General features: G+C 75.3%; 10 protein-coding genes. 5 read left to right on the forward strand and 5 right to left on the reverse strand.

The features are described 5' to 3' along the window. Nucleotides 1-34 precede the first annotated feature (34 nt). Nucleotides 35-14,710, reverse strand: a complete 14,676-nt coding sequence (locus PATMI_RS32580; RefSeq protein WP_051472173.1) for a non-ribosomal peptide synthetase — start codon at nucleotides 14,708-14,710, stop codon at nucleotides 35-37. An 18-nt stretch (nucleotides 14,711-14,728) separates the two neighbouring features. Continuing rightward, nucleotides 14,729-15,790 (reverse strand): iron-siderophore ABC transporter substrate-binding protein, encoded by a 1,062-nt coding sequence (locus tag PATMI_RS32585; RefSeq protein WP_084270179.1) that lies wholly within the window; start codon nucleotides 15,788-15,790, stop codon nucleotides 14,729-14,731. A gap of 193 nt (nucleotides 15,791-15,983) precedes the next feature. Between PATMI_RS32585 and PATMI_RS0122650 the strand changes: the two genes are divergently transcribed. Both PATMI_RS0122650 and PATMI_RS32590 read left to right on the forward strand, forming a co-directional pair. Further along, the gene (locus tag PATMI_RS0122650) at nucleotides 15,984-17,726 is read left to right on the forward strand and encodes an ABC transporter transmembrane domain-containing protein (protein WP_026912554.1); all 1,743 of its coding nucleotides are present in this window, start codon (nucleotides 15,984-15,986) and stop codon (nucleotides 17,724-17,726) included. Further along, entirely contained in the window at nucleotides 17,723-19,504 is a 1,782-nt protein-coding gene (locus PATMI_RS32590) for an ABC transporter ATP-binding protein (RefSeq protein WP_036726292.1), read from the forward strand. Before PATMI_RS0122650 ends, PATMI_RS32590 begins: the two co-directional genes overlap by 4 nt. 121 nt (nucleotides 19,505-19,625) lie before the next feature. Here the strand turns inward: PATMI_RS32590 and PATMI_RS0122660 are convergent, their stop codons facing one another. Together PATMI_RS0122660 and PATMI_RS32595 are read right to left on the reverse strand one after the other, a co-directional pair. Next, complete coding sequence (locus PATMI_RS0122660; RefSeq protein WP_026912555.1) at nucleotides 19,626-20,120, reverse strand: SIP domain-containing protein; 495 nt, start codon at nucleotides 20,118-20,120, stop codon at nucleotides 19,626-19,628. Next, the gene (locus tag PATMI_RS32595) at nucleotides 20,117-20,938 is read right to left on the reverse strand and encodes a siderophore-interacting protein (protein WP_051472174.1); all 822 of its coding nucleotides are present in this window, start codon (nucleotides 20,936-20,938) and stop codon (nucleotides 20,117-20,119) included. Before PATMI_RS32595 ends, PATMI_RS0122660 begins: the two co-directional genes overlap by 4 nt. A gap of 85 nt (nucleotides 20,939-21,023) precedes the next feature. Here PATMI_RS32595 and PATMI_RS38035 point away from each other — a divergent pair, with 85 nt between their 5' ends. Both PATMI_RS38035 and PATMI_RS32600 read left to right on the forward strand, forming a co-directional pair. Beyond that, a complete protein-coding gene (locus PATMI_RS38035) occupies nucleotides 21,024-21,356 on the forward strand; it encodes an AbrB family transcriptional regulator (RefSeq protein ID WP_051472175.1) in 333 nt (110 codons plus the stop codon). Continuing rightward, entirely contained in the window at nucleotides 21,353-22,096 is a 744-nt protein-coding gene (locus PATMI_RS32600) for an AbrB family transcriptional regulator (RefSeq protein ID WP_051472176.1), read from the forward strand. Before PATMI_RS38035 ends, PATMI_RS32600 begins: the two co-directional genes overlap by 4 nt. 1 nt (nucleotide 22,097) lies before the next feature. On the opposite strand, the gene polA is transcribed toward PATMI_RS32600, so the two are convergent. Next, on the reverse strand, nucleotides 22,098-24,893 hold the full coding sequence (gene polA / locus PATMI_RS0122675; protein WP_026912556.1) for a DNA polymerase I: 2,796 nt from the start codon (nucleotides 24,891-24,893) through the stop codon (nucleotides 22,098-22,100). 249 nt (nucleotides 24,894-25,142) lie between these two features. On the opposite strand from polA, the gene PATMI_RS0122680 reads away from it, so the two are divergent. Then, nucleotides 25,143-26,555, forward strand: coding sequence for an NAD-dependent malic enzyme (locus tag PATMI_RS0122680; protein ID WP_026912557.1), 1,413 nt, complete (start codon nucleotides 25,143-25,145; stop codon nucleotides 26,553-26,555). Nucleotides 26,556-26,708 lie beyond the last annotated feature (153 nt).

The raw sequence follows: 26,708 nt of genomic DNA on the forward strand, positions 1-26,708 counted from the left end.
GGCGTTCCGGTGACTCGCCCGTGACGCTCGGCTCTCATCGGCGATCGGCCTCCGGGAGCGCGCCCGGGGCCACGCCCGCGGCCCGGACGATGCCGCGGAGCGCCGCGAACCAGAGCGTGCACAGCAGGCCGACCTCGCCGTCGGCGAAGAGCCCGGGCGTCCAGTCCCACGAGGCGTGCAGCACCGCGCCGTCCGGGCCGTCGATCGCCATGGCGTCGAGCACCAGCGGGTACGGGACGGGCATCGCGGGGTCGCTGCCGCCGTCCAGCGGGTTCCGGCCCGGGGCCGTCCGCCAGTCGCCGTCCGCCCCGCCGCCGTACTGCCCGAGGTAGTTGAATTGCAGCTCGGGTGTCGGCGTGCCCGCCAGCCCGGCCCGGTCCTCGGGGTCGAGGTGGCGCAGCACGCCGTACCCGAGGCCGCCGTCGGCGATCGCGCAGAGCCGGTCGCCGGACGCCCGCACGAGGTCCCCCACGGCGCCGGGGTCGCCCGACGCGACGGCGTCGAAGCGGTCGGCCGCCACGTCGAGGTGGAGCGGGAAGACCGACGTGAACCAGCCGACGGTGCGGCCGAGGTCGGCGTCGAAGGCGTGCTCCTCGCGCCCGTGGCCCTCGAGGGCGACCGTGGTGCCGTCGCCGGCGTCCCGGCCGGCGCGCCGGCGCCACTCGGCCGCGGCGACGCCGAGCCCCGCCAGGAGCACGGCGCTGACGGTGGCGCCCAGGGCCGCCGGGGCGGCGCCGAGGAGCGGGGCCGTCCAGTCGGCCTCGAGGTCGTCGGCGTGCTCGCGGACCGTCGCGACGACGTCCCGTGCGGGGTCGGGGTCCTCGCGGACGAACCGGCCGGGTCGCCGGGCGGCGAGCGCCTTCCAGTACGGGGCCTCGGCGCCGTAGCCGTGCGCGGCGCCGGCGCCCGAGAGGGCTTCGGCCCAGCGGCGGAACGACGTGGCGACGGGCTCCAGCGCGATCTCCTCCCCCGCGGCGAGCTGGGCCCACGCGGTCGCGACGTCCTCGCCGAGGATGCGCCACGAGACGCCGTCGACGACGAGGTGGTGCGCGACGAGGACGAGCCGGCCGGGGGCGTCGTCGTCGGGCCGGACCAGCGCGGCCCGCAACATCGTGCCGGCCTCCGGGGCGAGCCCGTCGACGGCGCGCTGCTGCTCGCCGGTGGTGCGGTCCTCGAGCTCGGCCGCCGGGACGGTCGCGGAGCGGAGCACGTCCGCGGCGTCGACCGCGCCGGGCTCCGGGACGTCGAACCGCCAGCCGTCCGGGTCGCGGACGAGCCGGGCGCGGAGGAGGTCGTGGTGGTCGAGGAGGGCCTGCACGATCCGGCGGACCTCCTCCTCGCCGGCGTCGTGCGGCGTCTGCACGATCGTGGACTGGTGGAACGCGTCGACGGGGCCGCCGAGCTCCTCGAGCCAGCGCACGATCGGGGTGGCGGGGACGCTGCCGGTGCCCGGGTCGGAGACGACGGCGCCGGTGGCCGCGGAGGACCGGGCGGCGATCGCCTCGACGGTGCGGCCGAGGACGACGTCGCGCGGCCGGAACAGCACGCCGTTCCGGCGGGCGTGGCTGGTCAGGGCGATCGAGACGATGCTGTCGCCGCCGAGCGCGAAGAAGTCGTCGTCGAGCCCGACCGCGTCCTCGTCGAGTCCGAGCACCGCGGCGAAGGCCTGGAGGACGACCCGCTGGAACGGGGTCTCCGGCGCGCGGCGGGGACCGTCCGACGCGAACGACGGTGCCGGCAGCGCGCGGACGTCGAGCTTGCCGTTGACCGTCAGCGGCAGCGCTTCGACGACCACCAGGGCGGCCGGGATCATGTAGCCGGGGAGCCGGTCCTTCAGGGATTCGGTGATCGCGGCGCGAATCGCGTCGGACGTGTCCGCGTCGGAGGCGGCGCCGGCCGGCACGACGTACCCGACGAGCCGCTTGACCGGACCCGACTGGTCCACGACGACCGCCGCCGCACTGACACCCTCGACGGCCTCGATCGCCGCGACGACCTCGCCCAGCTCGATCCGGTACCCGCGGATCTTGACCTGGTCGTCCGTGCGCCCGAGGAAGTCGATGTTGCCGTCGGCGCGCTCACGGACGAGGTCGCCCGTGCGGTACATCCGGCCGCCCGGCTCGACCGCGAACGGGTCGGCCACGAACCGCTCGGCCGTCAGGTCGAAGCGGTCGTGGTAGCCGCGGGCGAGTCCGGCGCCCGCGATGTACAGCTCCCCCGCGGAGCCCTGCGGCACAGGGCGCAGCGCGGCGTCGAGCACGTACGCGCGGGTGTTGAAGATCGCCCGGCCGACGGTCGGGGTCGCCGAGTCCGCGGTGCCGCCACCGAGGGTGTTGATCGTGTACTCGGTCGGGCCGTAGAGGTTGTAGCCCAGGACGCCGTCCGTCTCGGCGAGGTCCGTCCAGACCGAATCGGAGACCGCCTCGCCGCCCAGCAGCACCAGCGCCGGGCGGTGGCCCGCCGCGCGGCCCGCGGTCGCGTCGTCCGCGGTCTCGAGGACGACGTCGCCGGCCCCCCGGGTGTCGCCCCCGCCCTGCAGCAGGCCCTCGTCGATCAGCGACCGCGCGTACGTCGGCGTCACGTTCACGACGTCGATCCGCTCCCGGTCGCAGTACGCCACCAGCGCCGTCGCATCACGACGCAGCTCCTCGTCGCACACGTGCACCTCGTGCCCCTCGACGAGCCACAGGAGCTCCTCCCACGACATGTCGAAGGAGAACGACACGGTGTGGGCGACGCGCATCCGCCGGTCGCCGGCGTCGCGCACGACCGGGCCGAAGATCTCGTCCCGGTGGTTGAAGTGCATGTTCGTCAGGCCGCGGTACGGCGTCACGACGCCCTTCGGGCGACCCGTCGAACCGGACGTGAAGATGAGGTACGCCGGGTGGTCCAGGCGGGCTGGCGTGCCGACGGTGAAGCCGGGGCGCTCCTCGTCCGCGAGGTCCGTCCCGGCGACCGCGGCGAGCTCGTCGGTCACGTGGTCCGCGTCGAGGCTGACGAGCGCGGCGTCGCCGACGATCGCGGGCGTCGCGGCGACGACGGCGGCGGTCGAGAGCACGCACACGGGCGCGGCCTCCTGCACCATCAGCGCCAGGCGGTCCGCCGGGTGGTCGAGATCGAGCGGCAGGTACGCCGCGCCGGTCTTCAGCACCGCGAACAGCGCGGCGACCATGTCCAGCGACCGCGGCAGCGCCAGCCCGACGACCTTCTCGGGACCGGCGCCCCGCGCCAGCATCACCCGCGCCAGGCGGTTGGTCCGGTCGTTCAGCTCCGCGTACGACCACCGTTCGCCCGACACCGACACCAGGGCGGTCTCGTCCGGGGTCGCCTCGACCTGGAGCTCCAGGAGCTCGGCGACCGTGAGCTCGGACTCGTCGCGTGCCGACGCGTCCCAGCCGGCGCGCAGGGCGTCCAGCTCGTCGGCGTCGGTGATCGAGAGCGCGCCGATCGTCGTGTCCGGGTCCTCCGTCGTCTGCCGCAGCAGCAGCAGGAACGTGTCGAGCAGGCGGCGCGCGCGGGCGGCCGGGATGCGGCGGTCGTCGTACTGCAGGCGCAGCGCGAGCCCGTCGCCGGGGAACACCTGGAGCGAGGCCGCGAAGTGGGTGCGGGCCTCGACCGACTCGCGGACCCCGGCGATGCGCGGGGCGTCGCGGTCGTCGTCCCCGCCGCCGGGCGGGAAGTTCTCGAACACGAACAGCGTGTCGAAGAGCTCGCGCTCGCCGGACAGCGCCTGGATCTCGGTCGACCCGAGCCACTGGTGGCCGAGCAGGTCGGCCTGCTCGGCCTGCAGGCGCGCGAACGCGGCGCCGACGGGCTCGGCGTCGGACCAGCGCACGCGGACGGGGACGGTGTTGATGAAGAGCCCGACCTGCTCCTCGATGCCGGGAACCTCGGCGTCACGGCCGGAGACGACGGCGCCGAAGACGACGTCGCTGCGGCCGGTGGCGACGCCGAGCGCCAACGCCCAGAAGCCCTGGACGACGGGGTTCAGTGTCAGGCCGTGCCGGCGCCCGGCGGCGCGCAGGCGCTCCTCGTCGGCGGCCGCGACCGTGGCCTCGACCACCTCGGGGGCGACGGGCTCCGCGGTCTCCGCGAGCGCCTCGCCGACGAACGTGGGCGACCCGACGTCGGCGAGCGCGTCCGTCCACGCGGCCGTCGTCTCCGCGCGGTCGCGGTCGGCGAGCCAGCCCAGGTAGGTGCGGTACGAGGACACCGGCCGCAGGTCGCGGCCGCTGCCCGCGGCGTCGTAGAGCCCGAGCAGGTCGTCGAAGAGCACCGGGACCGACCAACCGTCGGCGACGAGGTGGTGGAGCGTCAGGACGAGCGCGTGCTGCCGCTCGCCGGTGCGCACGCAGGCGGCGCGGAGCAGCGGCGGGGCGTCGAGCACGAACGCGCTCGCTCGCTCGTCCCGGGCGACGCGATCGACGGCGTCGTCGGCGGTGCCGGTCGCCGGGCCGTTCGCGGGTCCGTCGCCGGACGGCACGTCCTCCCAGCGCAGGGGCACCCGGACGCGCCGGGCGACGGGCTGGACGAGGACGCCGTCGGCGGTCTGCCGGAACCCGGCGCGCAGGGCGGCGTGCCGGGCGGCGAGGGCCTGCAGCGCGTCGTCGAGGCGGTCCCGGGCGACGGCGCCGTCGAGGTCGACGACGTACTGGACGACGTAGCCGTCGGGGTCCTCGGGACGGTGCTCGTGGTAGCGGGAGTGGAAGTACATCCCCTGCTGCAGCGGCGTCAGGGACCAGACGTCGTCGAGGTCGTCGAACGTCGCCCGGAGCTCGTCGACGTCGTCCTGGGTGAGCGTCGCGAGCGGGAAGTCGGACCGAGACCTCCCCCACGCGCCGGCCTCCGGGGCGTGGGCGGCGAGGGCGCGGAGCGCGGCGATCCAGCGCTCGCCGATCGCCGCCGCGTCGGCGTCCGTCAGGACCCCTGCGGGCCAGGTCAGCTCGGCGCTCAGCGCGGGGCCGTCGGCGGTGTCGCTGACCCCGGCGTTGATCTCGAGCGCGTGGCCCGCGGCGGCCGAGGCGCTGGCGCGCTCGCCGAGCTCGGGCGCCTCGGCGGCGAGGTCCCAGTCGCGGGCGGAAGCGTCGTCGGACGCGGCGAAGCGGCCGAGGTAGTTGAAGAGGACCTGCGGGTCCGGGGCGTCCGCGAGCTCGGGGACGACGTCGGGGCGGAGCCACCGGAGGAGCCCGTGGCCGACGCCGCCGTGGGGCACGGCGGCGAGCTGGTCCTTGACCGCCTTGACGGCGGAGCGCATCGCGTCGCCGCCGGCGACGAACGCGTCCCAGGCGTGCGGCCCGGGGTCGACGCGGACCGGGGCGATGCTCGTGAACCAGCCGACGGTGCGGGCGAGGTCGAGGTCGCCGGCGATGCCGGGCTCGCGACCGTGGCCCTCGAGGGCGACGAGCAGCGCGGAGCGGTCGGGGTCGTCGTGGCCGACCGCGACGGCCAGCGCGGTCAGGAGCACGTCGTTGACCGTGCCGTGGAACGCGGCGGGGACGGGGCCGAGGATCCGGGTGGTCTCGGCGCCGCCGAGCGCGACGCGCAGCGACCGGGACGTCCCGACGGTGTCGGTCGTCGGGTCCAGCGCGCGTCCGCCGATGCGGAGCGCGCCGTCCTGGTCGGCGACGGTGGTGCGCCAGCGGTCCTGCTCGGCCTCCGGCACGTCGCCGGTGTCGCGCAGGGCCTCGGCCCAGCGCCGGAACGACGTCCCGACCGGGTCCAGGGCGATCGGCTCGCCCGCCGACAGCTGGTCCCACGCGGTCCGGAGGTCCTCGCCGAGGATGCGCCACGAGACCCCGTCGACGACGAGGTGGTGGGCGACGAGCACGAGCCGGCCGGGGCCCTCGGCGCCGGTCAGGAGGACGGCCTGCAGCATCGTGCCGGCGTCGGGGTCCAGGCGCAGGACGGCGTCGTCGCGGTGCGTGGTGAGCGCCTCGGCGATCCCGTCCGGGGTGCCGGGCAGCGGGGCGACGCGCAGGAGGTCCTCGGCGTCGACCGTCCCGGCCGCGGGGACGTCGAACGACCAGGTCCCGGCGTCGCGGACGAGCCGGGCGCGGAGCAGGTCGTGGTGGTCGACGAGGGCCTGGAGGATCCGGCGGACCTCGGGCTCCCCCGCGCCGGCCGGCGTGCGGACCGCCATCGACTGGAAGAACCCGTCGACGGGGACGTCGTCGGCGGCGAGCGACGCGAGGATCGGGGTCGCGGGGACGACGCCGACGCCGACGTCGGACGTCCGCGTCGCGTCACCGGCGACGGCGATGAGCGCGAGCGCCTCGGGGGTGCGGTGCTCGAAGACCTGTCGCGGCGTCAGCGCCAGGCCGTCCCGGCGCGCACGGCTGGTGAGCGCGATCGAGACGATGCTGTCGCCGCCGAGCGCGAAGAAGTCGTCGTCGATCCCGACCTCGTCGTCCGCGAGCCCGAGGACCGCGGCGAACGCCGCGACGATCGTCGTCTCCGTCGCGGTCCGCGGCGCGCGCCGCGGGCCGTCCGACGCGAACGACGGAGCGGGGAGCGCGCGGACGTCGAGCTTGCCGTTGACCGTCAGCGGCAGCGCGTCGACGACGACCAGGGCCGCGGGGATCATGTAGCCGGGCAGGCGGTCCTTCAGGGCGTCGGCGATCGTGGTGCGGACGGTGTCGTCCGACCCGTCGGCGGCCATGGGCGTCGTGGTCGCGGGCGTCCTGCCCGGTCCGTCTTGGCCGACCGGCTTCCCGTCCGGCACCACGTAGCCCACCAGCCGCTTGACCGGGCCCGAGCGGTCGACGACCACGGCGGCGGCGGTCACGACGTCGACGGCCTCGATCGCGGCGACGACCTCGCCGAGCTCGACCCGGTAGCCGCGGATCTTCACCTGGTCGTCGGTGCGTCCGAGGAAGTCGATGTTGCCGTCGGGGCGCTCGCGCACGAGGTCGCCGGTCCGGTACATCCGGCCCCCGGGCTCGGTCGCGAAGGGGTCGGCGACGAACCGCTCGGCGGTCAGGTCGACGCGGTCGTGGTAGCCGCGGGCGAGGCCCGCGCCGGCGATGTAGAGCTCGCCCGGGGCGCCCTGCGGGACGGGACGCAGCGCGCCGTCGAGCACGTACGCGCGGGTGTTGAAGATCGCGCGCCCGACCGTCGGGGTCGCGGAGTCCGCGGTGCCCCCACCAAGGGTGTTGATCGTGTATTCGGTCGGCCCGTAGAGGTTGTACCCGAGGACGCCGTCGGTCTCCGCCAGGTCGGTCCAGACGGAGTCGGAGACCGCCTCGCCGCCGAGCAGCACGAGCGCCGGGCGGTGCCCGCCGTCGGTGTCGGTCAGCAGCCCCTCGTCGATCAGGGTGCGCGCGTAGGTCGGCGTCACGTTGACGACGTCGATCCGCTGGTCGTCGCAGTACGCCACGAGTGCCGCGGCGTCGCGGCGGAGCTCCTCGTCGCAGACGTGGACCTCGTGGCCCTCGACGAGCCAGAGCAGCTCCTCCCACGACATGTCGAAGGAGAACGACACCGTGTGCGCGACCCGCATCCGCCGGTCGCCGGCGTCGCGCACGACCGGGCCGAAGATCTCGTCCCGGTGGTTGAAGTGCATGTTCGTCAGGCCGCGGTACGGCGTGACGACGCCCTTCGGGCGCCCCGTCGAGCCGGACGTGAAGATCACGTAGGCCGGGTGCTCCAGGCGTCCGGGCGCGTCGACCGCGAACCCGGGGCGCTCGTCGTCGCGGAGCGGTCCCCCGGAGGTCTCCGCCGCCTCGGCGACGACGGCGGGCTCGTCGAGCACGACGGCCGGGGCGAGGGTCGCCACGTCCGGGAGCCCCGCGAGCACGTCCGCGGTCGAGAGCACGCAGACCGGCGAGGCCTCCTCGACCATCAGCGCCAGGCGATCGGCCGGATGGTCGAGATCGAGCGGCAGGTAGGCCGCCCCGGTCTTCAGCACCGCGAACAGCGCCGCGACCATGTCCAGCGACCGCGGCAGCGCCAGCCCGACGACCCGCTCCGGACCGGCACCGCGGTCCAGCATGATGCGCGCCAGGCGGTTGATCCGGTCGTCGAGCTGCGCGTAGGACCAGCGCTCGCCGGTGACGGACACCAGCGCGGTCTCGTCCGGGGTGGCGGCGACCTGGAGCTCGAGCAGCTCGGCGACGGTCAGGTCGGACTGCTCGCGGGACGACGCGTCCCACGTGCGGCGCAGCGCGTCGAGCTCGGCGTCGTCGACGACGCCGATCGCGGCCAGCGGCGCGTCCTGTCGGTCGACCAGGCGCGCGGCGACGAGGGCGACGCGATGCAGGAGCGTCCGCGCGTGGTCGGCGTCGGCGATCCGCTCGTCGTGCTCGAGGGTCAGCTCGAAGGCGTCGCCCGGGGTGGCGATGAGGACGAGCGGGTAGTGCGTGGCGTCGACGTGCGCCTCGTCGAGGACGCCGAGGGCGTCCGCGGCGCCGGCGTCGATGCCGGGGAAGTTCTGGAGCACGAACAGCGTGTCGAACAGGCGGTCGTGCCCTGCGGCGCGCTGGATCTCCCCGAGACCCACGTGGTCGCCGGCCATCAGGCGGACGCGCTCGTCCTGTGCCCGGCGCAGCAGGGCCGCGGCGGGCTCCGCCGCGTCGAGGCGGACGCGGGCGGGGACGGTGTTCAGGAACATGCCGACGGTGCGGTCGGCGTCGGCGAGCTCGGCGGGGCGGCCGGAGACGGTGGTCCCGAAGACGACGTCGTCGCGGCCGGTGAGGGTCCCGAGGACGACGGCCCACGCGACGTTCAGCACGGTGTTGAGCGTCACCCCGGCACCGCGCGCGCCGGCGTCCAGCCGCTCCGCGTCGGCGGGGTCGAGGGTCAGCGTCGTGCGCTCCGGCACGACGGGGCGGTCCCGGGCGGTGGTGCCGGAGCCGACGAGCGTCGGGTCCTCGAGGTCCTGAAGCGCGGCCTGCCAGTCGCGGAGCGCGGCGGGGGCGTCCTGGTCGGCGAGCCAGCGCAGGTACGACGGGAACGATCCGGGCGTGGAAAGGCCGTCGTCGTCGCCGTCCTCCAGGTGCAGGGCGAACAGCTCGCCGAAGACGGTGCCGTGGGACCAGCCGTCCCACGCGAGCAGGTGGTAGGTCGTGACCAGGCGGTCGGTGCCGTCCGGCATCCGCACGACGGTGATCCGGAAGAGCGGGGCGGCGGCGAGGTCGAACCGCTCGACGCGATCCGCCGCGGCCAGGTCGGCCAGCGCAGCGTCGGCGTCGGCGTGGTCGGCGAGGTCCACGACGCGCACGACGTCGGCGTCGACCGCGGTGGCGATCGCCTGGCGGACCGTGCCGGTGCCCGGGTCGACGAACGCCCCGCGGAGCGCGGGGTGCCGGCGGACGAGTGCGGTGACGGCGCGGCGGAGCCGGTCGACGTCCAGGCGCGTCCCGACCGTGAAGGTCGTCTGCCCGGCGTAGACGTCGAGGCCGTCGTCGTCGTAGGTGGCCTGGAAGTACAGGCCCTGCTGCAGCGGGGAGAGCGGCCAGACGTCCTCGACGGGACCGACCTGCCGCTCGATCCCGGCCCGCTCGTCGACCGTGAGCTCCACGAGGGAGAACGGGGCGACGGGCTCCTGCTCGTCCGACGCGACGACGCCGGCGACCCGCGCGAGCGCCTCGGGGGTGCGGTGCTCGAAGACCTGCCGCGGTGTGAGCGCCAGACCGTCCCGGCGCGCACGACTGGTGAGCGCGATCGAGACGATGCTGTCGCCGCCGAGCGCGAAGAAGTCGTCGTCGATCCCGACCTCGTCCTCCACGAGCCCGAGGACGACGGCGAACGCCGCGACGATCGTCGTCTCCGTCCCGGTCCGCGGGGCGCGGCGGGGACCGTCCGATGCGAAGGACGGCGCAGGCAGGGCGCGGACGTCGAGCTTGCCGTTGACCGTCAGCGGCAATGCGTCGACGACCACCAGGGCCGCGGGGATCATGTAGCCCGGGAGCCGGTCCTTCAGGGAATCCGCGATCGCGGAGCGGACGGTGTCGGACGCGTCCGCGCCGGACGCGGCCTCGGAGACGGAGGCCGTGTCGGAGACCGAGGCGGCAGGCACCACGTACCCGACCAGCCGCTTGACGGGCCCGGACCGATCCACCACGACCGCCGCCGCACTGACGCCCTCGACGGCCTCGATCGCCGCGACGACCTCGCCCAGCTCGATCCGGTACCCGCGGATCTTCACCTGGTCGTCCGTGCGCCCGAGGAAGTCGATGGTGCCGTCGGGACGCTCGCGCACGAGATCCCCGGTGCGGTACATCCGCCCGCCCGGCTCCGACGCGAACGGGTCCGCCACGAACCGCTCCGCCGTCAGGTCGAAGCGCCCGTGGTAGCCGCGCGCCAGGCCGGCTCCCGCGACGTACAGCTCGCCCACGGAGCCACGGGGCACCGGGCGCAGCGCGCCGTCCAGCACGTACGCGCGGGTGTTGAAGATCGCCCGGCCCACCGTGGGCGTCGACGAGTCCTCCGTGCCACCGCCCAGCGTGTTGATCGTGTACTCGGTCGGCCCGTAGAGGTTGTACCCGAGGACCCCGTCGGCCTCCGCCAGGTCCGTCCAGACGGAGTCCGAGACGGCCTCGCCGCCGAGCAGCACCAGCGCCGGGCGGTGGCCGGCCCCGGTGTCGGCGAGCAGCCCCTCGTCGATCAGCGACCGCGCGTACGTCGGCGTCACGTTCACGACGTCGATCCGCTCCCGGTCGCAGTACGCCACCAGAGCGCTCGCGTCGCGGCGGAGCTCCTCGTCGCAGACGTGCACCTCGTGCCCCTCGACGAGCCAGAGCAGCTCCTCCCACGACATGTCGAACGCGAACGACACGGTGTGCGCGATCCGCAGCCCCCGGCCGCCGGACGCCGCCACCACGGGCGCGAAGATCGCGTCGCGGTGGTTGAAGTGCATGTTCGTCAGGCCGCGATACGGGGTCACGACGCCCTTCGGCCGCCCCGTCGAGCCGGACGTGAAGATCACGTACGCCGGGTGGTCCAGGCGCCCGGGCGTGCCGACCACGAACCCGGGGCGCTCCTCGTCGGACAGGTCGTCGCCGGAGGCCTCGCCCAGCTCGCGCACGACCGCCGCGTCGTCCAGCGCGACCGCCGGCGCGGCGTCCGCGACGGCGGGCAGCCCGGCGAGCACGCCGGTCGTCGACAGCACGCACACCGGTGCTGCCTCCTCCACCATCAGCGCCAGACGGTCGGCGGGGTGGTCGAGATCGAGCGGCAGGTACGCCGCGCCGGTCTTCAGCACCGCGAACAGCGCCGCGACCATGTCGAGCGACCGCGGCAGCGCCAGCCCGACGATCCGCTCCGGACCGGCGCCCCGGGCGAGCATGAGCCGCGCGAGCCGGTTGGTCCGGTCGTTGAGCTCCGCGTACGACCACCGCTCGCCCGACACCGACACGAGCGCCGCGGCGTCCGGGGTCGCCCGCACCTGCTGCTCGAGCAGCTCGGCGACCGTCAGCACGGACTCCTCGCGCGCCGACGCCTCCCAGGTGCGCTCGAGCGCGGAGCGCTCCGCGGCGGCGGTCACGTCGACGGCGGCCAGCGGCGCGTCGGGGTCCGCGAGGAGGTCCTCCGCGGTGCGCAGCACGCGCCGGACCGTCGCGGCGGCCTCGTCGGCGCCCATGGCGGCGGTGCGGTGCTGCAGCGCCAGGCGCAGCGTCCGGCCGGGCGTCGCGATCAGGACGAGCGGGAAGTGCGTCCGGTCGGCGTAGTCCTCGTACGCGACCCCGGCCGCGTCGAGGACCCCGGCGTCGATGCCCGGGAAGTTCTGCAGCACGAAGAGCGTGTCGAACAGCCGGTCGTGGCCGGTGGCCCGCTGGATCTCGCCGAGCCCGACGTGGTCGGCGGCGGTCTGCGCCGCCCGATCCGCCTGGACCCGCCGCAGCAGCTCGGCGACGGGCTCCGCGGGGTCCGTCCGCACCCGTGCGGGGACGGTGTTGAGGAACATCCCGACGGTGCGGTCGGCGCCGGGCAGCTCTGCCGGGCGGCCCGAGACGGTCGTGCCGAAGACGACGTCCTCGCGGCCGGTGAGCGTCCCGAGGACCACCGCCCACGCGACGGTGAGGACGGAGTTCAGCGTGACCCCGACGCCGCGGGCGGCCTCGCCCAGCGCCGCGAACCGCTCCTCGTCGAGCTCGACGGTCGCGGTCTCCGGGGCCGCGGTGCGGTCGCCGTCGTCGGGCGCCACCAGCGTGGGCTCCTCGAGGCCGGCGAGGGCGTCCTCCCAGAGCCCGAGCGCCCGCTCGTGGTCCTGCCGGGCGAGCCAGCGGGCGTGGTCGACGTGCGTGCCCGGGTCGGGCAGGTCGGCGTCGTCGCCGTGCGCGTAGAGCGCGAAGAGCTGCTCGAAGACCGCGTGCTGCGACCAGCCGTCCCACGCGGCGAGGTGCTGGGTCACGAGGATCTCCGACGGCGCACCGTCCGCCCCGGCGACCACGAGGACCCGGAACAGCGGCGGGGTCGCGAGGTCGAACGGCCGGGCGCGCTCGTCGGCCGCCAGCTCCGCGATCCGCGCCGCGCGCCGGTCCGGCGACCCCGCGTCGGGGGCGGTCGCCGGATCCCGGTCGTCGCGCGACGCGTCGACGCGAGCCTCGCGCACGTCGACCGGCGCGTCCCCGAGGACGACCTGCAGCGGCCGTCCGTCGTCGTCGGCGACGAGCGCCGTGCGGAGGATCGTGGTGCGCCGGACGAGCGCCACCGCGGCGGCGCGGAGGCGCTCGACGTCGACCGCCGCGCTGCTCGTGAACCGGTGCTGCCCGGTGTAGACGTCGGCGTCGCCGCCGTCGTACATGGCCTGGACGTACAGGCCCTCCTGCAGCGCCGACGGCGGCCAGACGGCGGACGGCTCGGCCCCCGTGCGGGCCGCGACCCGCGCGGCGACGTCCGCGGGGACGCTCGAGGGCGCGTCGCCCGGGACGGGGGCGTCGTCGAGCGTCCCGACCTCCGTGGCCAGCGCCGCGGCGGTCCGCAGCGCGAACACGTCGCGCTGCGTCGCGGCGAGGCCTGCCCGGCGGGCGTCCGCGACGACGCGCATCGCGGTGATGCTGTCGCCGCCGAGGGCGAAGAAGTCCTCGTCAGCGGCGACCTCGTCCAGCCGGAGGGCCCCGGCCAGCACGGCGCACCAGGCGCGCTCGGCGTCGGTGCGCGGCGGACGGCCGCCGCCGGCGCGCTCGGGCGCGGGCAGCGCGGCGCGGTCGAGCTTGCCGTTGGTCGTCCGCGGGAGCCCGCCCGGGACCTCGACGAGCACGGCGGGGACCATGTGGTCGGGCAGGACGCCGGCCGCGCCGGCTCGGACCTCGTCGAGGACCGTCGCGTCCGCGCCGCCGCGCAGGACGACGTAGCCGACCAGGCGCCGCAGGCCCGGCCGGTCCTCGCGGACGATCACGGCGGCCTGGGCGACGCGCCGGTCGCGCATCAGGACGGCCTCGATCTCGCCGGGCTCGATCCGGCGGCCCCGGATCTTCACCTGGTCGTCGCCGCGGCCGAGGAAGTCCAGGACGCCGTCGGGTCGCCGGACCACTCGGTCGCCGGTGCGGTACATCCGCGCGCCGGGTCCGCCGTCCGGGTCGGGGACGAAGCGCCCGGCGGTCAGGCCGGGCTGCCCGAGGTACCCGCGGGCCAGCCCGCGACCGCCGACGTACAGCTCGCCGGCGACGCCGTCCGGGACGGGACGGAGGTCCTCGCCGAGGACGTGGGTGCGGGTGTTCGGGTCGGCCACCCCGATCGGGACGGCGGTCTCCCACGCCGGGTCGGCGGTCCACAGCGTCGAGTTGACCGTCGCCTCGGTCAGGCCGTAGGCGGCGACGACCGTCATCGTCGGCGACCAGCGCCGGACGAGCTCGAGCGGCACGGTCTCGGTGCCGACGAGCAGGAACCCGCCGTGCGGCAGGTCGCAGTCGTCCGGCAGCGCCCCGACGAGCGCCGGGGGCAGCGCCATGTGGGTGACGCGGTGGTGCGCGAGGTAGTCGGTGAGCTCCGGGCCCGCGACCCGCCGCGCGCTCGGGACGACCACCACGGTCGCGCCGACGCACAGCGTCATCGTCAGCTCCCAGACCGCGACGTCGAAGCCGATCGACGCGAACTGCGAGACGCGGCTGTCCCGGTCCACGGCGATCCGGTCCAGGGCGGCGGCGACGAGGCTGCCGATGCCGTCGTGGCTGACGACGACGCCCTTCGGCGTACCCGTCGAGCCGGACGTGAAGATCACGTACGCGGCCTGCTCCAGCGTCATCGGGGCGCGCAGCTCGTCGTCCCGGAGGACGTCCGGTGCGTGGTCCGCGAGCTCGCGCTCGGTGGCCGCCGTCCCGAGCGTCAGGCGATCCTCGGTGAGCGTGCCCGGCAGCCGGCCGGCCAGCTCGTCGGTGGTCAGGACCATCCGCGCGCCGGACCGCTCGAGCATCGACGCGAGGCGCTCGGCGGGGTGGTCGAGGTCGAGCGGCAGGTACGCCGCGCCGGCCTTCAGCACGCCGAGCAGCCCGACGACCATCTCGACGGACCGCGGGAGCGCGACGCCGACGACGTCCTCGGTGCCGACACCGCGCGCACGCAGCGCGCGGGCGACGCGGTTGGCCCGCGCGTCGAGCTCCGCGTACGTGCGCTCGTCGTCCTCGCAGACGACGGCGACGGCGTCGGGGGTCTCCGCGACCCGGGCCTCGAAGGCCCGGGTCCACGTGCGCTCGTCGACCGGACGGTCGGGGGCGTGGAGGCTCCCGTCCGGGGTGGAGGAGGACGAGGTGGCGTGGGGGCGCGGAGACGTCATGGGGGACCTCGGGAGGGGCTAGCGGCTCGGCTGCTTCGCAGCGATCAGCTGCGGGAGCACGCGGTCGAGCGCGTACGGGATGCTCAGCACCGTGTTGAACGTCACCGCCGCGCCGGTGAACGGCGCCTTCGTGTAGTCGAGGTACGACACGCGGCCGTCCTTGACGACGTTCAGCGTGTTGTAGAGCTGGTTCTTCCTCAGCTTCCCGACGAGCACCGGGTCCGACGTCCACGCGAGGCGGTCGACGTCCAGGAGGCTGACGTCCTCCGCGCTGATGATCGTCGTGTTCTCGCCGGTCTTGAACTTGCCGTCGAGGAACTTCGGCGTCGTCTTGAAGCCGAGCCCGGCGAAGAAGCGCGTCTTGGCGTCCTGCGGGGAGAAGACGCTGAAGTTGCCATTGACGAGGTCGGCCATCATCACGAGCGTCTCCTTGCTCCACTCGGGGTGGTCGGCGCGGAGCTTCGTGAAGCGGCCCTCGAGGTCGGAGACGAGCTTCCGGGCCTGCGGCTCCCGGCCGACGGCCTTGCCGGTCGTGATCGTCAGGTCCTGCCACGTCGTGCCGAAGCCGTCGTACTTCGGGTCGTTCGCGACGACCGGGGCGATCTTCGACAGCTTCTCGTACGTCGGGCCGTCGATCTCGTCGTAGAGGGCGAGGATCAGGTCCGGCCGGGCGGCGGCGAGCTTCTCGTAGTCGATCTGGTCGGTGGTGGCGACCTTCTCGGCGGGCGTCCCTCCGGCGGCGGCCTTCTCGGCCCACGGGAACACGCCGCCGGGCTCCTCGTTGAACCACTCGGTGTAGCCGACGGGCTTGACGCCGAGCGCCAGCAGCGGGTCCTGGTCGCTCCAGCCCAGCGCGACGACGCGCTTGGGCTCGCTCTTGATCGTCGTGCTCCCCTGCGCGTGCTTGATCGTCACCGGGAAGGCGGCGGTCGTCGACCCCGCGGCGGTGGAGGTCGACGCCGACGCCGACTCGTCGGAGTCGCTGCCGCAGGCGGTGACACCGAGGGCGAGCGCCCCGGCGACGAGCAGCGTGGGGACCAGCCGCAGCACCGGGCGCGGCCGTGCGAGGACTGAGGGCATGTCGATCCGTTCGGTCGTGTGGGAGCGGGCGGTGGGGGCCGCCTCGCCGGAGGGTTCGGGGGATGGAGAGGGTGCCCTACGAAGGACGCCCTAACTCGGCGGAGAGTACACACGACGCGGCACCGGCGGCGTCCGCCCCCGGACGCTGACGGGGCGACGGACGACGGGCTTCGTATGAGTACCCTAACTCGTCGTGCCCGCCCCCCAGGCCACCGCCGTCGCGCCTCCCCCGCGCCCGCTCCGACCGCTCCGCGACGCCGTCCGGGAGGAGCGCCGCCGCATCGCGATCTCCGCCTCGGGGGCCGTCGGGCACCAGACCTGCGAGGCCCTCGTCCCGGTCGTGATCGGGGCCACTGTCGACCGGGCGATCGCCCCCGGCGACACCGGCGCGCTGGTCCTCTGGATCGGGCTCCTGCTGCTGCTCTTCGTCGCCCTGACGCTCGCGTACCGGACCCAGCTGACCGCGGGTGAGCGGGCGATCGAGCACACCCAGCACCGCATGCGGATGCGCCTGACCCGGCGCGCACTGGACCCGGTCGGCCTGGACCCCGCCGGCGCGCCCGACGACGTGGCCGGGTCGACCGGCGCGCTCGTCAGCGTGGCCGGCACCGACGCGCGGACCGCGGCGCTCGGGATCGAGGGCGTCGTGGTCGCGCTCGGGGCCGTCGCGGCGATCGGGGTGTCGGCGATCGTGCTGCTGACCATCTCGCTGCCGCTGGGCCTGCTGGTGCTGCTGGGCGCCCCGCCGGTCGTCCTGCTGCTCCACCGCGTCGCGGTGCCGCTCGAGGCCCGCAGCGAGGAGCAGCAGGCGCGCGCCGCCGACGCCTCGGCCGTCGCGACCGACCTCCTGACCGGGATCCGCGTCCTGAAGGGCCTCGGCGCCGAGGCCGCCGCCGAGCGCCGCTATCGCGACGCCAGCCAGTCCGCCCGGAGGGCGTCGCTGGCCGCGGCGGTCCCGGACAACGTGCTCGCCGGCCTGAACGTCGTGATCGGCGGCGCGTTCCTGACCGTCGTCGCCTACGTGGGCGGCCGCCTCGCGCTCGACGGCACGATCTCGATCGGCGACCTGATCGCCGCGGTCGGCCTGACGCAGTTCCTGCTCGGTCCGCTGCAGCGGATCGGCTGGGCGCTCGGCCTGCTCGCCCAGGCGCGCGGGTCCGCCCGGCGCGTCGCGGCGCTGCTCGAGATCCCCCCGGCGGTGCGCGGCGGGACGACGCCGCTCCCGGAGGACCGTCCCGGGGCACTCCGGATCGAAGGCGTCGGACTGCGTCCCGACGGCACGCCCGCGACGACCGGCCTCTGGATCGACGTCGCCCCCGGCGACCACGTCGGCGTCGTCGTCCCGGACGCCGCGGAGGCCGCGCGGCTGCTCGACGTCCTCGCCCGGCGACGCGCACCGGACTGCGGGTCCGTCCGGGTCGAGGACGTCCCGCTCGACGGCCTCGCCGTCGCCGACGCCCGGCGGCTCCTCCTCGTCTCCGACCACGACGCCGACCTCTTCGACGGCACCGTCGGGGAGAACCTCACCGCCGACGCGGTGCCGCCCTCCGCGGAGGTGCTGGCCGCCAGCGGCGTCGACGAGGTCCTCGCGGTGCTGCCGGCCGGGCTCGAAGCGGCCGTCGGCGAACGCGGGTCCCGGCTCTCCGGCGGCCAGCGCCAGCGGGTCGCCCTGGCGCGGGCGCTGGCCGCCGACCCGCCGGTGCTCGTGCTCCACGACCCGACGACCGCCGTCGACGCCGTGACCGAGCAGCGCATCGCCACCGGCATCTCCCGCGTCCGCCGCGGACGGACGACGGTGCTCGTGACCACCAGCCCGTCGCTCCTGGCCGCGTGCGACCGCGTCGTCCTCGTCGTGGACGGGCGGATCGTCGCCGACGACGTCCACGACCGCCTGGCGGCGGACCACGGGACCTACCGCGAGGCGGTGCTGCGATGAGCGGCCGGCTGCTCCTGCCCACCGCCTCGCCGCGCGAGACCCGCCGGGCGATCGGCCGCCTCGTCCGGCCCCGCCGCGGCCTGGCCGTCGCGGCGCTCGGGCTGCTCGTCGCCGCGGCCGCCGCAGGGCTCCTCGTCCCGCCGCTGCTCGGCCGGCTCGTCGACGTCACGATCGACCGCGGGACGGTCTCGGAGCTGACGGCGCCCGCGGTGCTGCTCGGCGCGGCCGCGGTGACCCAGGGACTGCTCACCGCCGTCGGGGGGCTCCTGCTCGCGCGGCTGGGCGAGGCGCTGCTCGCGGAGCTCCGGGAGCGCGTGGTCGCCCGGTCGCTCGAGCTGCCGCTCGAGGAGCTCGACGGGGCCGGGGCGGGCGACGTCCTCAGCCGCGTCAGCGGCGACGTCGCGGTCGTCTCGCAGGCGATCCGTACCGTGCTGCCCGCCGTGGCGACGGCCGGCTTCACCGTCGCGCTGACGGTCGGCGGGCTCGTGCTGCTCGACTGGCGGCTCGCAGTCGCCGCGCTGGCCGCCGTCCCGATCCAGGTCGTCGGCCTGCGCTGGTACCTGCGGACGGTCGTGCCGATCTACCGCCGCGAGCGGGTCGTCCAGGGCGAGCGGACCCAGCAGCTCGTCGACAGCGTGTCCGGTGCCCGCACGGTCCGGGCGCTCGGCCTCCACGAGGACCGGGAGGCGCGGGTCCGCGCGAGCTCCGAGCGCGGCCGCGACGTGGCGCTCGAGGGCGTCCTGCGCCTGCGCGGCTTCCTGCACGCCGTCAACGGCGCCGAGCTCGTGGGCCTCGCGTCGGTCCTGGTCGTCGGCTTCCTGCTCGTCCGCGCCGACGCCCTGACCGTCGGTGCCGCGACCGCCGGCGCGCTCTACTTCCACCGCGCGTTCGACCCGGTCGGCGAACTCCTGATGGTCTTCGACGACCTCCAGGAGGCGATGACCGCGCTGGCGCGGATGGTCGGCGTGGCGTCGTTGCCGGAGACCGCGCGGGACGGCGCGGAGACCGAGGACGCGCACCGGCATCACGGACCGGTCGACGTCGACGTCCTGGCGCTGCGGCACGACTACGGCGGATCACCGGTCCTCCACGGCGTCGACGTGCGGATCGCCGCGGGCGAGCACGTCGCCCTGATCGGCACCACGGGTGCGGGCAAGACGACGTTCGCGAAGATCGTCGCCGGCGTGCTCGAGCCGTCCGCCGGTGACGTCCGGATCGGTGGCACGGCGCTGGGCGACCTCGGGCCCGGCGAGCTGCGTCGCACGGTCGCGCTCGTCGCGCAGGAGCCGCACGTCTTCGCGGGCACGCTCGCCGACGACCTCCGCCTCGTCGCCCCCGGGGCACCCGACGACGAGCTCTGGGACGCGCTGCGGCACGTCGGCGCCGACGGCTGGGTGCGGGAGCTCCCGGACGGCCTCGGCACGCGGGTCGGCGAGGGCGGCCTGCGCCTCAGCGCCACGCGAGTCCAGCACCTCGCGCTCGCGCGGATCGTCCTGCGCGACGTCCCCGTGGTGCTGCTCGACGAGGCGACCGCCGAGGCCGGCAGCGCCGGTGCCCGGATCCTGGAGGACGCGGCGCTCCGCGCGCTCCGGGGCCGCACGTCCGTCGTCGTCGCCCACCGCCTGACGCAGGCGGCCACGGCCGACCGCGTGCTCGTGATGGACCGCGGCGAGATCGTCGAGGACGGCCACCACGACGAGCTCGTCGCCGCCGGCGGCCGCTACGCCGACCTGTGGCTCGCGTGGACGGGGGCCGGGCGGGACGCCCCGGCCGGCTGATCGCCGGGTCCAGGCCCGGGACGGCGCCGGAGCGGCTCGGACCCCGGAGGGTGCGAGACGGCCCGGGAGCGACGCGCCCGCGCACCGTCGCGGCCCGCCCACGGCGCCGCCACGAGGCGCCTCACGCCGCGGTGTCGTCGTCCCCGCGGTAGAGGACGGCGCGGAGCGGGCCGACCCGGAGGCCGTGGTCGGTCCGCAGGTTCCGGCAGACGCCGCGGTCCACGAGCGACGCGGCGGCGACCCAGACGCTCGGGGATCCGGCAGGCAGGTCCGCGGCGGCGACCGCCGCCTCGAGCGCGCGGTCGTCACCCCGGTCGCCGGACCCGCGGGCGACCCACTCGACCACGAGGCCCGGGCTCGCGAAGCGCTCCGCGGGCCGGCGGTCGTCGTCGACCTCGACGAACACGACCGTCGGGCCGACCGCCCGCCGGCGGTCGAGCAGCGCGTCGATCGAGGACAGGCTCAGGTCGTCCCCGAGGACGAGGGTCCACGTGGGGTCCTCGAACCCGTAGACGTGGACGCGCCGGTCCGCCGACGGGCACGGGGACGCGCTCCCGGCTGACGCGGGCTCCGTGCGGTCGGCGGTCCGGCGCGGGGGCGCGCCGGCGGTCGTCACTCGACGTCGTCGGGCGTGTCGCGGTGCTTCCAGTAGCCGATCGCCTGCTGCGGGCCGATCGGCAGGCCGCGCTCGCCCTTCAGGTGCTCGCGGATGCCGCGGACGGCGAGCGACTCCCCGGCCACCCAGACCTTCGGCGTGCCCGTCGGCAGCGACGCGGCGCGGACGGCCTGCTCCAGCCGGCGCGAGCGACCGGCGGGCTCGCCGTCGCGGGTCACCCACTCGATGACGAGGTCGGCCTCGGTCGAGAGCTCCTGCAGCTCGGCCGCGTCCGCGACCTCGACGAACGCCAGCGTCGGGTGCCCGGACGGGAGGCGCTCGAGCGTGGCGGCGATCGACGGGAGCCCGGTCTCGTCGCCGACGAGCAGCGTCCAGTCAGCGTCGGGCTCGGCGTAGAAGTGGATGCGCGGGCCGGCGAACCCGAGGACGTCGCCCGGTCGGGCGGCGGCCGCCCAGCGCGCGCAGAACCCGTGGTCGCCGTGGAGCACGAAGTCGACGGTCAGGAGCGGGCCGTCGGGACCGTCGGCCACGTGGTCGCGGACCGTGTAGTTCCGCCAGTGCTGGTCCGGGGTGCCGGGCGCGTAGCGCCAGCCGTCGGTGGGCAGCGTCGGGCGGTCGGCGCCGTCGGCGGGCCAGATCAGCGTGATGATCTCGCCGGGCTCCTCGTCCGGGAGCCGGGCGAGGTCGGGGCCGGAGAAGACGATGCGCTGGACGCCGGGCGTGAGGCGCTCGGTCCGGACGACCGTCGCGTGCCCGGTGGTCAGGGGTGACGGTCGGTCCTTCGCCCGGCGCGCTGCGGGGGACAGCGATGCGGTCATGTAGGGCATCCTAACAGTCAGTCCGGTGCGACGCCCCCGGCCCCGGCCCCCGACCCGCGGCGGGCGGGTGCCACACTCGTCGGCGGTGCCCCGTCCCTCCCCCACGGACCCCGCGGTCCGGCGCTGGACCGCCGTCGCGGTGGCGTCGGCGGCCGGCGGGTTCGCCGCGGCGGCCGTCGGCGTGCCGTCCCCCGCGCTGTTCGCAGGGCTCCTCGTGGGCCTCGCGTTCGCGCTCCGGACGACGTGGTCGCTCGACGTGCCGCCGCTCGGGGCCCGGGCGGCCCAGGGCGTCCTCGGCGTGTCGCTGGGGATCCTCGTGCAGAGCTCGACGCTGTCCGAGATCGGGCGGAACGCCGCGCCGATCCTCGGGGTGACCGTCGCGACCCTGGCGGCGACGATCGCCGCCGCCTGGCGATGAGCCGCCTCACCGGCCTCGACCGCGCGACCGCGTCGTTCGGGATGGTGGCCGGCGGGGCGTCGGGCATCGTCGCGATCAGCCGCGAGCTCGGGGCCGACGAGCGGCTCGTGGCCGTCATGCAGTACCTGCGGGTGCTCGTGATCGTCGTCCTGACGCCGCTGGTGGCGGGGTTCGCCGGCGGCGGGGACGGGCGGGCCGCGGGGGCCGGCGGTCCGTCCGGCACGTGGCTCGAGGGGCTGGCGATGCTGGCGCTCTGCCTCGGCGCGGGTGCGGCGCTCGCCCGGGTCACGCGCCTGCCGGCCGGCTCGCTCCTCGGCCCGCTGCTCGTCGCGGCGGGCCTCTCGCTCGGCGGGGTGCAGATCGTCGCGCCCGTCCCGGCGGCGGTCCTGCAGGTCGCCTACGTCGCGATCGGCCTGTCGGTCGGCCTGCGGTTCACGGTCGCGAGCCTGCGCCACGCCGCGCGGATCCTCCCGGCGACGCTGGCCATGGTCGCCGCGCTGATCCTGGTGACCGCGGGCCTCGGGCTGCTGCTCGTCCCGCTCGCCCACGTCGGTGCGCTCGACGCCTACCTCGCGACCACGCCGGACGGCCTGTACGCGGTCCTCGCGGCGGCCTCGACGAGCGACGTCGACGCGACGTTCGTCCTCTCCGTCCAGGTCCTCCGCCTCTTCGCGATGCTCCTGGCGGCCCCGCTCCTGGCGCGCTGGCTGGCGGGGCGGGAACGGGCGGCGCCGACCTGACCTACTTCGCGTCGATCCAGGTCTTCCCGACGCCGCCCTCGACCCGCAGCGGCGGGTCCTGCTTCCAGGGGGCGATCATCTCGCGCTCGACCAGGGCCTTGACGCCGTCGGGGCCCTCCATCTCCGACGCCGGGCCCTCGACGAGCAGTTCGTCGTGGATCGTCAGGACCATGCGGGAGCGGTGGCCCGACTCGTCCAGCGCGCGGCGGACGCCGATCATCGCGAGCTTCATGATGTCCGCGGCGGTGCCCTGGATGATCGTGTTGACCGCGAGCCGCTCGCCGAGGGAGCGCATCTGCGGGTTGCGGGCGCGGAGCTCGGGGATCAGGCGACGGCGGCCGAACATCGTGCGGACCTCGCCGGCCTCCTTCGCCTGCTCGATCGTGGAGTCGATGAACGTCTTGACCCCGGTGAACTCGGCGAAGTAGCGGTCGATGACCTCTCCGGCCTCGCCCCGCGGGATGTTCAGGCGCTCCGCCAGGCCGAAGTCGGTCAGGCCGTAGGCGATGCCGTAGTTGACCATCTTGGCCTTCGACCGCAGGCCGGCGTCGAGCTCGTCCTCCTCCACGCCGAAGACCCGTATCGCGGTCGCGGTGTGGACGTCGCGGTCCTCGCGGAACGCGTCGCGGAGCGTCTCCTCCTCGGCGTAGAAGGCGAGGATCCGGAGCTCGACCTGCGAGTAGTCGCACGACAGGAGCACGAGGTCGTCGGCGGCCTCGAAGCACCCGCGGATGCGGCGGCCGAGCGCCGTGCGGACCGGCACGTTCTGCAGGTTCGGGTCGGTCGAGCTGAGGCGCCCGGTCTGGGCGACGGTCTGCTGGAACGTCGTGTGGATCCGGCTCTCCGGATCCTTCGCGGCGAGCTTCGGCAGGACGTCGAGGTACGTCTTCGTCAGCGTCGAGAGCTCGCGCCAGCGCTCGATCAGCGGGATGATCTCGTGCTCGTCGCGGATCTGCTGGAGCACCCGCGCGTCGGTCGAGAAGCCGGTCTTGCCGCGGCGCTTCGTCGTCAGGCCGAGCTCGGTGAAGAGGACCTCGCCGAGCTGCTTCGGCGACCCGATCGTGAACTCGCGGCCGGCGAGCTCGTGGATCTTGACCTGGAGCTCCGTGATCTCGGTGCGGACCTCGGTGCCGACCTCGTCCAGGCGCGGCACGGAGAGCCGGACGCCCTCGCGCTCGATCTCGCGCAGCACGTCGACGAGCGGCAGCTCGACGTCGCGGACGAGGTCCGTCAGCCCGGCGTCGTGCAGCAGCTTGCGCTGGTGGACCGCGAGCAGCGCCACGCGCCCCGCGGTGGCGGCCGCGACGTCCTTCACGGCGTCGGCGACGGCGACGCCGGCCTCGTCCGCGAGCTCGTCCAGCGGGTAGCCGCGGCGCTGCGGCTCGAGCACGTACTGCGCCAGGAGCGTGTCGAACTCCAGGCGGGGAGCGTGGTACCCGCCGGCCGCGTCGACGTCCCCGTCGGCCGGGTCGGTGGTGCCGCCGTCGGCCCCGGCCCGCGCCGCACCGCCCTCGGCGAGCGCCTTGCCGTCGTGGACGACGAGCGGGCGGTCCTGCAGCGCCCGCAGGACGGCGGCGGGCTCCTCGCAGCCGCCGACGAGGAACTCGACGGGGCGCGAGTCGCCGAGGCGGGCGACGGCGAAGCGCAGCGGGAAGGCGTCGTCCGGCGACCCGTCCTCGCCGTCCGCGGGGGCCTCGGCCGTCGCGTCGGGGTCGAACAGCTGGCCCGACTCCTCCTGCTCCGCGGCGACGGGCTCGACCACCGCGACGGCCACGGCGAGGGGGTCGCCGTCCGCCGGGTCGTGCTCGGCGAGCGCGGCGGCGAGGTCGGCCAGCGCGACCTCGCGCACCGGCGCGTCGACCGTGGAGGCGTCGGGCTTCGCGCCCTTCGCGACGGCGGGCCGGCCGTCGGAGTCGAGCAGCGGCTCCAGCCGGCGCCACGGGTCCCGCAGCTCGAACCGCATGAACGACTCGCGCAGGACGGCGGCGTCGGGCTTGGCGGCCAGGAGCGCGTCGAGGTCGTAGTCGACCGGGACGTCGCAGTTGATGCGCGCGAGCTCCCGGGAGATCCGCGCGTTCTCGGCGTGGTTGGTCAGGTTCTCCTTGCGCTTGGCGCCGGAGATCTGGTCGACGGACTTCAGGACGGTCTCGAGGTCACCGAACTGCTGGAGCAGCTGCGCGGCGGTCTTGTCGCCGATGCCGGGGACGCCCGGGATGTTGTCGGAGGTGTCGCCCTTCAGCCCGTAGAAGTCGGGGATCAACGCGGGCGGCAGGCCGTAGCGATCGATCACGGCCTGGTGGTCGTAGACCTTGACCTCGGTGATGCCGCGGGCGGTCGCCATCACGCCGACGAGGTCGCCCTCGTCGATCAGCTGGAACTGGTCGCGGTCGCCGGTGACGATCACGGTGCGGAGCTTCCGTTCGCGTGCGTGGACCGAGAGCGTGCCGATGACGTCGTCCGCCTCCCAGCCCTCGGAGGAGACGTTGGCGTAGCCGAAGCCCGCGGCGATCTCGGCGAGGAACGGCCACTGCTGGCGCAGGAGGTCCGGCTTGCGCGCGCGCTGGGCCTTGTACTCGGGGTAGACCTCCTTGCGGCCGGACATCCCGGCGTCCCAGACGACGGCCGTCGGGACGGGCCCGAGGTCCTGGTAGAGCTTCACGAGCATCGACGCGAACCCGAAGATCGCGTTGGTCGGCTCGCCCGTCGACGTCGCGATCGACTCCGGCAGCGCGAAGAACGCCCGGTAGGCCAGCGAGTTGCCGTCGATCAGGAGCAGGTCGGGGGTCTTGGGGGCCACGCCGGGACCATAACCCGCGGGACCACGGGCACCCGCCCCGGGAGCGGCCTCCGCGGACCGGACGTGTCCGCGTCGGCACCGCTGTCCATCCCCCGGACGGCTCCCACCCACCCGGCGGGGACGCTGGACGCCGGACGGCGGGCATCTCCTGCACCACCGGACGATCCCCCGGATCCGTCGTCGTGCAGGGCGAACTTGCATACTAGGTCGCACCGAACCCGGTGCTTGGGGCGTACTAGTGTTGCCGCCGTGAACGGAACGCCGTCAGCGCAGTACTCGATCGTGATCCGGGTGGAGATCGACCACAAGCCCGGGGCCCTGGGCGAGGTCGCATCGGCCATCGGGCACGCCGGAGGCGTCATCGGCGACGTCGCGCTCGTATCGGTCGCGGGCGACACCCTCGTCCGCGACATCACGGTGTCCGCCGACGGCCAGGACACCTGGGCGGCGATCTCGACGGCGATCACGGAGCGCGCCGGCGCCCGGGTCCTCGCGATCACGGACCGCACGTTCCAGGTGCACGAGGGCGGCAAGCTCGAGACGACGGCGAAGTACCCGCTCAAGACCCGCGACGATCTCGCCATGGCGTACACGCCGGGCGTGGCCCGGGTCTGCACGGCGATCGCCGAGGATCCGGAGCTCTCGCACGACCTGACGATCCGCAAGAACACCGTCGCGGTCATCACCGACGGCACCGCGGTCCTCGGGCTCGGCGACATCGGCCCCGAGGCCTCGATGCCCGTGATGGAGGGCAAGTGCGTGCTCTTCAAGGAGTTCGCCGACGTCGACGCCTTCCCGCTCGCCCTGCGCACGAAGGACACCGACGAGATCGTCGCGATCTGCAAGGCGGTCGCCCCGACGTTCGGCGGCATCAACCTCGAGGACATCTCGGCGCCCCGCTGCTTCGAGATCGAGGAGCGCCTGAAGGCCGAGCTCGACATCCCGGTCTTCCACGACGACCAGCACGGCACCGCGATCGTCGCGCTCGCCGCGCTGATCAACGCGTGCAAGATCACCGACCGCCGGATCGAGGACCTCAAGGTGCTCGTGACCGGCCTCGGCGCGTCGGGCATCGCGGTGTCGAAGATCCTGCTCGCCGCGGGCGTCACCGACATCATCGGCGCGGACTCCAAGGGCTTGGTCTCGACGACGCGCGCCGACTACCTCGACGGCACGATGAACAGCGTCAAGCGCTGGTACGCCGAGATGAGCAACCCGGAGAACCTGACCGGGCACCCCGGCGACCACCTCGCGGGCCGCGACCTCTTCATCGGCCTGTCCGGCGCGCGGATCTTCCCGGCCGAGAAGCTCGCCGCGATGAACGACGACGCGATGGTCTTCGCGATGGCGAACCCGAATCCGGAGGTCTCCCCCGAGGAGGCCGCCCCGTACGCGCGCATCATCGCCACGGGCCGCTCGGACTACCCGAACCAGATCAACAACGTCCTGGCGTTCCCGGGCATCTTCCGCGGCGCGCTCGACGCCCGCGCGAAGCACATCACCGAGGGCATGAAGATCGCCGCGGCCCACGCGATCGCCGATCTCGTGAAGCCCGAGGACCTGCGCGAGGACAACATCATCCCGTCGGTCTTCGACCGGGACGTCGCGCCGGCCGTCGCGGCCGCGGTGGCCGCCGAGGCGCTGGCGGCGACCGGGGCCTGAGGGCGGAGGCGGGGCCTTCGCCCACGCGCCCCGGCGGGCGGGGCGGCGCCGCGCGGCCGCTGCGGATTCCTGCCGCCCCACCGCACCGATCCGCAGCGGTCCACACGGGCGGCCCGGGCGCTGCGGATTCCTGCCGCCCCACCGCACCGATCC

This window comes from Patulibacter minatonensis DSM 18081, assembly GCF_000519325.1.
GTDB classification, from domain to species: Bacteria; Actinomycetota; Thermoleophilia; order Solirubrobacterales; family Solirubrobacteraceae; genus Patulibacter; species Patulibacter minatonensis.